Raw genomic sequence first — 9,172 nt, forward strand, 5'->3', positions numbered from 1 at the left:
CGCGCGATGGTGCCGCCGATCTCCTTGATGGCGGAGACCGATTGCTGGGTGGCACCCTGGATGCCGCCGATCTGCTGGCCGATCTGCTCGGTGGCCTTGGCGGTCTGTTCGGCCAGCGCCTTGACCTCGCTGGCCACCACCGCGAAGCCGCGGCCGGCGTCGCCGGCCCGCGCCGCCTCGATGGTGGCGTTCAGTGCCAGCAGGTTGGTTTGTGCCGCGATCGAGTGAATCAGCTCGACGACGTCGTTGATCCGGCCGGCCGCTACGGACAATTCGCCGACGCGGTCGTTGGTCTGCAAGGCCTGGGCCTCGGCGGCGCGAGCGATGCGAGCGGCTTCCTGAACCTGCCGGCTGATCTCGCCGACGGAGGCGCTCATCTCTTCGCTGGCGGAGGCTACCGATTCGACATTGGTCGAGGCCTCTTCGGACGCGGCGGCGACGCGGACGGTGAAGTCGCGGGCGTGCTCGGCCGTGGTGGTCAGAGTCGTCGCCGAAGCCTCGAGCTCGGTCGAGGCCGAAGATACCGTCTCGACGATCTCGCCGACGGCGCCTTCGAACCGGTCGGCGAGTTCGATCATGTCGCGCTTGCGCTGCTCGGCAGCGAGACGATCCTGCTGCGCCTTGGCGGCGGCTTCCGCTTCGGCGCGTTCCTGCGCCTTCAGCTTGCAGGATTCGACCGCGCGCGCCATGTCGCCGACTTCATCGCTGCGCTGCAGCCCCGGCAGGACAAAGTCGAGTTCGCCGTCGCCGAGCCGGCGGATGCCCTCGGACAGTCCACCGAGCGGCTTCGACACCGAGCGGCCGATCAGAAGTCCAAGCAGGGCGACGGCCGCGATGATCGCGGCGATCGCGATCTCCATGCGCGTCTCAGTGGCCGCCCGCACCTCGGTGGCGTGTGCCTTTGCTTTGTCGGTCGTGTCGCGCACCACCACGGCGAGTTCGTCGAGCTGCGGCTGCAGCGTCCTGAACGTCACTACCATGGCCTTTTCGGCCTGTTCGATTGCGAGCGCGCCCTCCGTCCAGGCGAAGAAGTCGCGCTGATAGCTGCGAAGCTTCTGCGTGATATCCACCTTGGCGGCCTCCGGCAAATCCGCCGCGGCGAGCTGTTTGGAGAACTCGGCAGCGCGAGACTTCATGTCGTCGCCGTATTTGGGATTACGGCGCAGCATGAAATCCTTCTCGTGACGACGCATCATCAGCAGGTCGGCGGTCAGTTGCGGCGCGTCGAGCGGCTTGAGCGCAGTCTCGATCTCGCGGACGGATTTCCGCAGGCTGCCTTCGAGGCCGAGGTCTTCTTTAAGCCCGAGCTTGATCTGCTCGGCGGCGAGGTCCGAGAACTGCTTGGCGTAGGAGTCGGAGCCGGCCTGGATCGCCTTCAGTCTGGTCGCCAAATCTTGTTCCGTCGCTGGATCGATCAGCCGGAACATCTCGGTCAGATTGTCGGCAGCCGTTTTGCCGCTCTGTTTGAACTGTGCAAGATACTGCTCGTCCTTGCGCAGCAGAAAATTCTTCTCGGCGCGCCGCTGCTCCAACAAGGCGATCTGCAGCCGCGCATTGGCGTCTCCGATCGATCGCGCATGCTCGTCGGCGCGACGAGCGCTCTTGAGCGAAGCGTTACTCGTCATGTAGATTCCGCCGAGCGCGAGGACGCCGACGATGCCGACGACGGCGATAGAATTGATTTTGTGAGCGAGGCTGAGGCGAAAGGCCATACGAAGATTCCGTGTTGGTGGGCCGCAGGGCTGAAATAATCCGGTGCGGTGTTTCGCACGTGACGCGATATGCAGTCGCATGGAGCCGTGTGCCTGCGGCAATTCCGCTCCTGGTGAGGATCAATGGCGATGTGTTTGTGATGGGACCAGTCTCGCCGAGACATCGGCGGGCCCGATCTGATTTACCACCAATCAGTGGTGAATCGATTTTGCGGGGTCGGCCTGAAGATTGGATTAAGCTGTCGCGATTGTGGCTCAACTTGGTAGTTGTACGCAGCTCATATTTTTGCCAACTAATCGCATGTGGCGACTATATAGTTGGTGATTGGCGCAATGTGGGGCGGTCAGACGTAGGATGGTTGAACGCAGCGAAATCCATCCTCTCCGTGCCTTGGATAGGATGGGTTTCGCCTTCGGCTCAACCCATCCTACGTTTTCTACGCCGCCGCTTTCGCCGCGGCTCGCCCGGCATTGCGGCCTGAGAACAGGCAGCCACCGAGGAACGTGCCCTCGAGCGAGCGATAGCCGTGCATGCCGCCGCCGCCGAAGCCGGAAGCTTCACCGGCTGCATAGAGGCCGGGAATGATGTCTCCGCCGGCGCCGAAGACGCGGCCGTCGAGATCGGTCTCGAGCCCTCCGAGGGTCTTGCGCGTCAGGATGTTGAGACGCACCGCGATCAAAGGGCCATGCGCCGGATCGAGAATCTTGTGCGGCTTCGCGGTGCGGATCAGCCGGTCGCCGATGTAGCGCCGTGCGTTGTGGATGTTCATCACCTGCGCGTCCTTGACGAACGCGTTGTCGATCTCGCGGTCACGCGCCTCGATCTGGGTGCGGAGCGCGTCGAGCTTCAGCAGATTGTCGCCCGACAGCGCGTTCATGCCGGCAACGAGCTCTTCGAGATTGTCGCGGACGATGAAGTCGGCGCCTTGCTGCTTGAACGCCTCGACCGGTGCGGGCGCGCCCTTGTTGGTGGCGCGGCGCGCCGTCATCAGCCAGCTCTTGCCGGTGAGGTCGGGGTTCTGTTCGGAGCCCGACAGCGCGAATTCCTTTTTGATGATCGCCTGCGTCAGTACGAACCAGGAGTAATCGTACCCGGTCGCCATGATGTGGGCGAGCTGGCCGAGTGTGTCGGATCCCGGGAATAGTGGAGCCGGCAAGCGCTTGCCGGTGGCGTCGAACCACATCGACGATGGACCCGGCAGAATGCGGATGCCGTGACGCGGCCAGATCGGTGCGAAGTTCTGCAAACCCTCGACATAGTGCCACATCCGGTCGCGATTGATCAGCCGGCCGCCGGCGGCCTCGGTGATGCCGAGCATGCGGCCGTCGACATGCTCGGGCACGCCCGAGATCATCCGCTTCGGCGGCGTACCGAGCCGCTGCGGCCAATTCTGGCGGACCAGGTCGTGATTGCCGCCGATGCCGCCGGCGGCGACGATCACCGCCTGGGCGCGCAGGGTGAAGTCGCCGACGACTTGGCGGGACGACGAAGCGCCGCGCTCGACTCGCGTCGGCTCGAGCACCGAGCCGCTGATGCCTTCGACCACGCCGTTGGTGACGATCAGCCCATCGACGCGGTGCCGGAACTTGAACATCAGCCGGCCGGCGGCTTGTGCGTCGCGTGCGCGGCGCACGAACGGCTCGATCAGGCCGGGGCCGGTGCCCCAGGTGACGTGGAACCGCGGCACCGAATTGCCGTGTCCCATCGCGTCGTAGCCGCCGCGCTCGGCCCATCCGACGATCGGGAAGCTGCGGTGCCCCATGGCGCGCAGCCAGTCGCGTTTTTCGCCGGCTGCAAAGCCCACATAAGCCTCGGCCCAGCGCCGCGGCCAGTGATCTTCGGTGCGGTCGAAGCCCGCGGTGCCCAGCCAGTCCTGCAGCGCCAGCTGATAGCTGTCGCGAATGCCGAGCCGTCGCTGTTCCGGACTATCGACCAGGAACAAGCCCCCGAATGACCAGAACGCCTGGCCGCCGCAATTCTGCTCGCCCTCCTGATCGACCACGATGACGCGGCGGCCGGCGTCGGCGATCTCGGTGGCGGCGACCAGGCCAGCGAGGCCGGCGCCGATGACGATGACGTCGGCATCTTGGCTCATTGTTTTGCGCTGCCCGCGTTTCCAGTTCCGGAACTGATTGATGCGTGTCGCGCCGAGCCCGAGTCAACGGGATTCCCAGCGCGGCGTGTATCAGTTTGGGACCGCGGGGGCCGCCAGTGCATCCTGCCTGCAACACTTGGTTTGAATCGAAGTGGAACGAGTCCGGTGATCTGGACAAAACCCTGATCCGGAATCACGCTGACACCCGTCCCGAGTCATCACCGCATCACGCTCGGGCACGACGACAACGGGGATCATCGGGGCTCGCCAATGAGAAAGCTGACGGGATTGCTGACCAGTCTGGTTGCCGCTGTGCTGGTGATGGTGGCGGCAGCGCCCAGCCAGGCGATGATGCGGATTTCCGACGACCGCGGCGGGCGGATCGGAACCTATGTCGACAAGTATCAGGAGCTGCGCTCATCCGGCGAGACAGTGGTGATCGACGGGCTGTGCGCTTCGGCCTGCACGCTGGTGCTCGGTGCCGTGCCGCACGACAAGATCTGCGTCACGCCGCGTGCCAATCTCGGCTTCCACGCCGCGTGGGATCTCGGCGCCAACGGCCACGCCGTCACCAATCCCGAAGCTACCCACATGCTGTACACGATGTATCCGGCCAACATCCGGCGCTGGATCTCGAGCCGTGGCGGCTTGACCCGGCAGATGATCTTCCTGCGCGGCAGGCAGCTGATGGCGATGTACAAGCCCTGCTACATGGACGCCCACGCTTCGGCGGATCGCTGAGCCGGGGGCCGGCCCCACGGTCGGCCGCCAAAGCGGGCGCGGTTGCTCCGCATCACGTGATCGGTGCGCCGCTGCGACGCCTTGCCGGGTGCAGGCTCCCGCTTTATCGGTGCAGCCGCAGCCATCGCGCTGCCGCGGATCGCGCCGATGCGGGTGATCGTCTTCGCCTCGGCGGCGGTGCTGCGCCCTTGCCGAGGAATGCCGATGCCGTCTCCCGCCCGCTCCAATCGCCCGCTCGTCGTCATCGCAGCCTTCACGGGCAGTCTGATCGTCGGATTGCTGGTGGTGCTTTGGTCGGTGGGCGCGCTGCAGGGCGTGCAGCCGTCGTCGATCGGCGGCGCCTTCCAGATGACCAGTCAGTCCGGGCAGCCGGTCTCCGAGCAAAGCATCAAGGGCAAGCCGACGCTGATCTTCTTCGGCTTCACCCGCTGCCCGGACGTGTGTCCGACGACGCTGTTCGAGCTGTCGCAGGTGCTGGCGGCGATGGGCAAGGACGCCGACCGCATTAACGCCTATTTCGTCTCGGTCGATCCGGAGCGCGACACGCCGGCCTCGATGAAGGACTACCTGTCGAGCTTCGATCCGCACGTGGTGGGCCTCACCGGCACTCCCGAGCAGACCCAGCAGATCGAGAAGGCCTACCGGGTCTACGCCCGCAAGGTGCCGCTCAAGGACGGCGACTACACCATGGATCACACCGCTCTGGTGTATCTGATGGACAAGTCCGGCCGCTTCGTCTCGCCCTTCGACGTCAAGCGCAAGCCCGAGGAAGCCGCGGCGGATCTGAAGCGGTATTTGTGAGGCGCCGCTGCGTCGCCTCATCCTCGCCATCGCCGCAGCCATTGCATCGATGGCTGCGATGTCCATGCTGGCTCGCCTGCGGCGGGCGTCTCGCGCTCGGCGCGGCCGTGTTCTGTCTTTTCCCAATGGTGCGGCTTCCACACCAGTTGGCATAAGGCCCGCCACGCGGCGATCGACAGGCAGATCCAATAGGGCGGCATCGCCAGTAACCACCAGCCGAGGCTTAATTTTCCGCGACGCTTCAGCCCGATCAGCGCCACTGCGGCGGAGCCGAGGTAGCCGGTCGCGATACTTGCGCCATACAGCCAGGCCGACGGGTCTGTCGCCGGCTTGCTATGCCCGGCCAGTGCTGACAGGGCCATCCAGCCGAGCATGAGCCACAACAGGGGATGCATCAGCGCCGACAGCACGCCGCCGCCGACGGTCAGGTTGAGCGTCAGCACGCCGCGCCAGCCGGCCTCACGCCAGAACCGCAATGGCCGGCGCATGTGCACGCACCAGGTCTGCATCCACCCCTTCATCCAGCGCGTGCGCTGGGGCAGCCAAGCAGTGTAGCCGACGGGCGCTTCCTCATTGGTGTTCGATGCAATGCTGACCGCGCGATAGCCGAACCGCGCCAGGCGGAAACCCAGATCTGCATCCTCGGTGACGTTGTAGGCGTCCCAGCCGCCGACTTCGCGCAGCACGTCGGTGCGAAAATGATTCGACGAGCCGCCGAGCGGCAGCGGCAGGCCGAACCGGGTGAGCCCAGGCAGCACGGCGTCGAACTGGCCGGCGTATTCGGCCAAGAACAATCGTGACAGCCAGTCGTGAGTGATGTTGTCGATCGTCAGGCTGGCCTGAACGCATCCGATGTCGGCAGCATCCGCGAACGCGGCCAGCACGGTGCGGAGCTGCCCGGGCTCGGGTCGGTCCTCGGCGTCGAACACTGTCACCATGCTGCCGCGCACGAACGGCAAGGCGACATTCAGCGCTTTCGGCTTGGTCTGCGGCATCGTCGCCGGCGCGATCAACACGCGCAAATGCGGGCGAGGCCCGAGCCGGGCAATCGCTGCGCGGGTGGCGAGATCGTGCGGTTCGAGCACGACGATGATGTCGAGTTTCTCCGGCGGATAGTCGAGCGCTTCGATCGCCTGCAGCAACGGCCCGACGGATTTCGCCTCGCGATGCAGCGCTGCGACGGCGGTGTACACCGGCAGCTCGTCGTCGCGAAGGCGGCGGGATCGCGTTGCGGTCGGCCGTGGCTGCAGTGCTGCGGCCAGACGTAGTCCGGTAAAGCCGAGAAACAGCAACGCTGGCAGTGCGCCCCATGCCGTCATCATGAAAAGCGGTAGCATGCCGACCAGCAGGGCTGCACCGGCCAGCCGCGTCGCTGCGGGTCTGGCGTGCTTGTGGCGCCGCGGCGCCGCGGACAGCGCCGGGTTGCGGCGCTGCAAGGCCGAGGATGCCTCCTCGGCCAGCGAGCCGCCCGGATGCAGCAGGAATTGGCGGAGCGCATCCTCTTGGGCCAGCCGCAGCCGGCCGCGCAGAGTGGGCTCGTGGCGGAGCAGATCGCACAGAGTGCGGGCGGCGCTATGCCGCGGCGTCACCGCCCAGATCAGTTCGTCGTTCAGCCGCAGCGGCATCAATCCCGCCGCGGCGGCGAAGCGAAGCTGCTCGTCGCGCAGCGGCGTCTCGGATCGGGCGCGGCCGGCGAAATCTTCCTGGGCAATACCGAGATGGACTGCGAGATGATCGAGGTAGCGAGCTTCGTCGATGACGCCCCAGCGGATCAGCACCTGATCGGCGCCGATCCCAAGCCCAGCGGCGCGGTGGGCAGCGGCATTGAGCAGACCGGGGGCGAGGACGCCGCGCAGGCAATCGAGCTCCGGCCCCGGTGGGACGGTGGCCTCGAACTCGGTATCGGTCTGACTGCTGTAATTTTCGCCCGCGCGGGCCGCGGCGGCCTGCTCATCGAGATCGCAGGGATGCGTCGGCCGCCGCCGATCGCCGTCGATCGGCCGGCCAAACACGCGGTGCGGGGCGCCTCGGCGCCGCGCGTGGAACGCCAAAATCGACACGGGCACAATGACTAAGCGGCAATACGCAAACGGCACTCGCGTCACGCGCCGGATGGTCTATAAGACCCGACCGGCCCGGACCCTCTGATGCAACCAAAGATTGTCGATCCCGTCTTTGTCCGCGCGCAAGTCGCGATGCGTGCGTCCTCGCGGCTGCGCGCCATTGCCGGAATTGCCGCCGTGGTCCTGGCGGCGGTGCTGCCGTTGTCGCATGGCGCCCGCGCGGCCGAGCCGGACGCCGAGGCCAAGGCGACCGCGGCGGCCACGGCCCAGGCGGTGCCGGGATTCTGGGATCCGCGGCGGCGGCCGGAGCGGCCGGACCTGTCGCGCCTCACGGTGATCCGCTTCCTCACCGAGACCGACTACCCGCCGTTCAACTTCACCGGTCCCGACGGCAATCCGGCCGGCTTCAATGTCGATCTGGCGCGGGCGCTGTGCGACGAGATCAAGGTCACCTGCACGGTGCAGATGCGGAAGTTCGAGACGCTGCTCGATGCGCTGTCTTCCAATCGCGGCGACGCCATCATCGCCTCGATCGCGGTGACGCCGCAGAGCCGCGCCAAGCTCGACTTCACCGATCCCTATTACCGGACGCCCGGCCGCTTCGTCGCCCGCAAGGACGCGGTGCTGCCGGAGATGCGGCCGGAGTATCTCGAGGGCAAGAAGGTCGGCGCCATCGCCGGCTCGGCGCACGAGGCGTATCTCAAGGCGATGTTCACCGACGCCGAGCTGCACTCCTATCCGAACGACGAGGCGCTGCGCGCGGCGCTGAAGCGCGGCGAGGTGTCGTATATCTTCGGCGACGCCATCGCGCTGTCGTTCTGGATTAACGGCACCGACTCGGAGGATTGCTGCGCATTCTCTGGCGGGCCGTTTCTGGAGAGCCGTTACTTCGGCGAGGGCGTCGGCATCGGCGTCCGCAAGGGCAACGATCTGTTGCGCCAGGCGCTCAACTGGGCGCTGTTCCGGGTCTGGGAAAAAGGCCGCTACACCGATCTGTGGCTGCACTACTTCTCGGTAAATCCGTTTTGATCAGCCGCGTCACCGCGGCCGGAGTGTTTGAATGACGACGATCGAACTTCCCAGCGCATCCGATCTGCGTAGCCTCGCCGAGCAGTCCAATGCCTGGCCGTTCGAACAGGCGCGCGCTCTGGTGAACCGGCTGAAGAAGCAGCCGAAGGACGAGGTGCTGTTCGAGACCGGCTACGGTCCCTCGGGCCTGCCGCATATCGGCACCTTCGGAGAGGTGGCGCGTACCACAATGGTGCGCCACGCGTTTCGCGTACTGACCGAAGACAAGATCAAGACCCGGCTGCTCGCGTTCTCAAAATAGATTGCCGAAAGCGCAGATCCGATCTTGCGAAAATGTTCATTTGGGTAGCCGAACTCTGATCTCGATTTATTACTTCTGAGGGACGAGATCGCACTCTTGGTGATTTGAATGACGTCTATGATTTCTTTTATTTCAATCATTGCTCGTGTCCTGCTGGAAGGGTCTCCAATCCACAAGAGATGGTTTCAATGCGCGAAAAATTTACCAAACGGAATGGTGAGGCGCGGCCCGATCAACGCGGTGGCGTCATGTATTGGAGCATTGCTCAGTCCGTTCAGCCGCTAAATAACTAAACCACTTCCCCTCGCGCAGCCGCTGCCGCGTTCCTGATCCCCGCGATATTCGTCTTATACGCCTCCAGCGTCCCGCCCTTGAACACGGCGCTGCCCGCGACCAACGCGTTCGCGCCTGCCGCAGCGAGTTCGCCCG

The 9,172-nt window shown here is 65.4% G+C and carries 7 protein-coding genes and 2 pseudogenes; 5 read left to right on the forward strand and 4 right to left on the reverse strand.

Annotated elements, in window-relative coordinates; all coding sequences use genetic code 11:
• Both I5M_RS01715 and I5M_RS01720 read right to left on the reverse strand, forming a co-directional pair.
• Positions 1 to 1,712 (reverse strand): methyl-accepting chemotaxis protein (locus I5M_RS01715; RefSeq protein WP_022719822.1); only part of this gene is annotated, 1,712 nt, incomplete at its 3' end.
• A gap of 437 nt (positions 1,713 to 2,149) precedes the next feature.
• Positions 2,150 to 3,808 carry an FAD-binding dehydrogenase gene (locus I5M_RS01720; protein ID WP_022719823.1) on the reverse strand — a complete coding sequence of 553 codons (1,659 nt, stop codon included), beginning with the start codon at positions 3,806 to 3,808 and terminating at the stop codon, positions 2,150 to 2,152.
• A gap of 270 nt (positions 3,809 to 4,078) precedes the next feature.
• Between I5M_RS01720 and I5M_RS01725 the strand changes: the two genes are divergently transcribed.
• Positions 4,079 to 4,549, forward strand: a complete 471-nt coding sequence (locus tag I5M_RS01725) for a hypothetical protein (RefSeq protein WP_022719824.1) — start codon at positions 4,079 to 4,081, stop codon at positions 4,547 to 4,549.
• Between the two features lie 204 nt (positions 4,550 to 4,753).
• Complete coding sequence (locus I5M_RS01730) at positions 4,754 to 5,350, forward strand: SCO family protein (protein ID WP_031335006.1); 597 nt, start codon at positions 4,754 to 4,756, stop codon at positions 5,348 to 5,350.
• Between the two features lie 17 nt (positions 5,351 to 5,367).
• Here the strand turns inward: I5M_RS01730 and I5M_RS01735 are convergent, their stop codons facing one another.
• A complete protein-coding gene (locus I5M_RS01735) occupies positions 5,368 to 7,128 on the reverse strand; it encodes a glycosyltransferase family 2 protein (RefSeq protein ID WP_244431905.1) in 1,761 nt (586 codons plus the stop codon).
• Here I5M_RS01735 and I5M_RS33450 point away from each other — a divergent pair.
• The 3 genes and pseudogenes from I5M_RS33450 to lysK all read left to right on the forward strand — a co-directional run.
• Positions 7,081 to 7,425, forward strand: a complete 345-nt coding sequence (locus tag I5M_RS33450; RefSeq protein WP_244431906.1) for a hypothetical protein — start codon at positions 7,081 to 7,083, stop codon at positions 7,423 to 7,425. The two genes, I5M_RS01735 and I5M_RS33450, sit on opposite strands and share 48 nt — an antisense overlap.
• A gap of 120 nt (positions 7,426 to 7,545) precedes the next feature.
• The gene (locus I5M_RS01740) at positions 7,546 to 8,442 is read left to right on the forward strand and encodes a transporter substrate-binding domain-containing protein (RefSeq protein ID WP_022719827.1); all 897 of its coding nucleotides are present in this window, start codon (positions 7,546 to 7,548) and stop codon (positions 8,440 to 8,442) included.
• Positions 8,443 to 8,473: 31 nt separating this feature from the next.
• A pseudogene (lysK, locus tag I5M_RS01745) lies at positions 8,474 to 8,737 on the forward strand (lysine--tRNA ligase); the annotation flags it as partial.
• A gap of 295 nt (positions 8,738 to 9,032) precedes the next feature.
• Here the strand turns inward: lysK and I5M_RS01750 are convergent.
• Positions 9,033 to 9,172: pseudogene (locus tag I5M_RS01750) on the reverse strand (ribulose-phosphate 3-epimerase); the annotation flags it as partial.

The organism is Rhodopseudomonas sp. B29 (genome assembly GCF_000333455.1).
Taxonomy (GTDB): Bacteria; Pseudomonadota; Alphaproteobacteria; order Rhizobiales; family Xanthobacteraceae; genus Rhodopseudomonas.

Excerpts from the sequence above, each read along its gene's own strand:
- I5M_RS33450 (WP_244431906.1), top strand. The coding sequence starts at position 7,081 with ATGATCGAGGTAGCGAGCTTCGTCGATGACGCCCCAGCGGATCAGCAC.
- I5M_RS01725 (WP_022719824.1), top strand. The coding sequence starts at position 4,079 with ATGAGAAAGCTGACGGGATTGCTGACCAGTCTGGTTGCCGCTGTGCTG.
- I5M_RS01740 (WP_022719827.1), top strand. The coding sequence starts at position 7,546 with ATGCGTGCGTCCTCGCGGCTGCGCGCCATTGCCGGAATTGCCGCCGTG.
- I5M_RS01720 (WP_022719823.1), bottom strand. The coding sequence starts at position 3,808 with ATGAGCCAAGATGCCGACGTCATCGTCATCGGCGCCGGCCTCGCTGGC.
- I5M_RS01730 (WP_031335006.1), top strand. The coding sequence starts at position 4,754 with ATGCCGTCTCCCGCCCGCTCCAATCGCCCGCTCGTCGTCATCGCAGCC.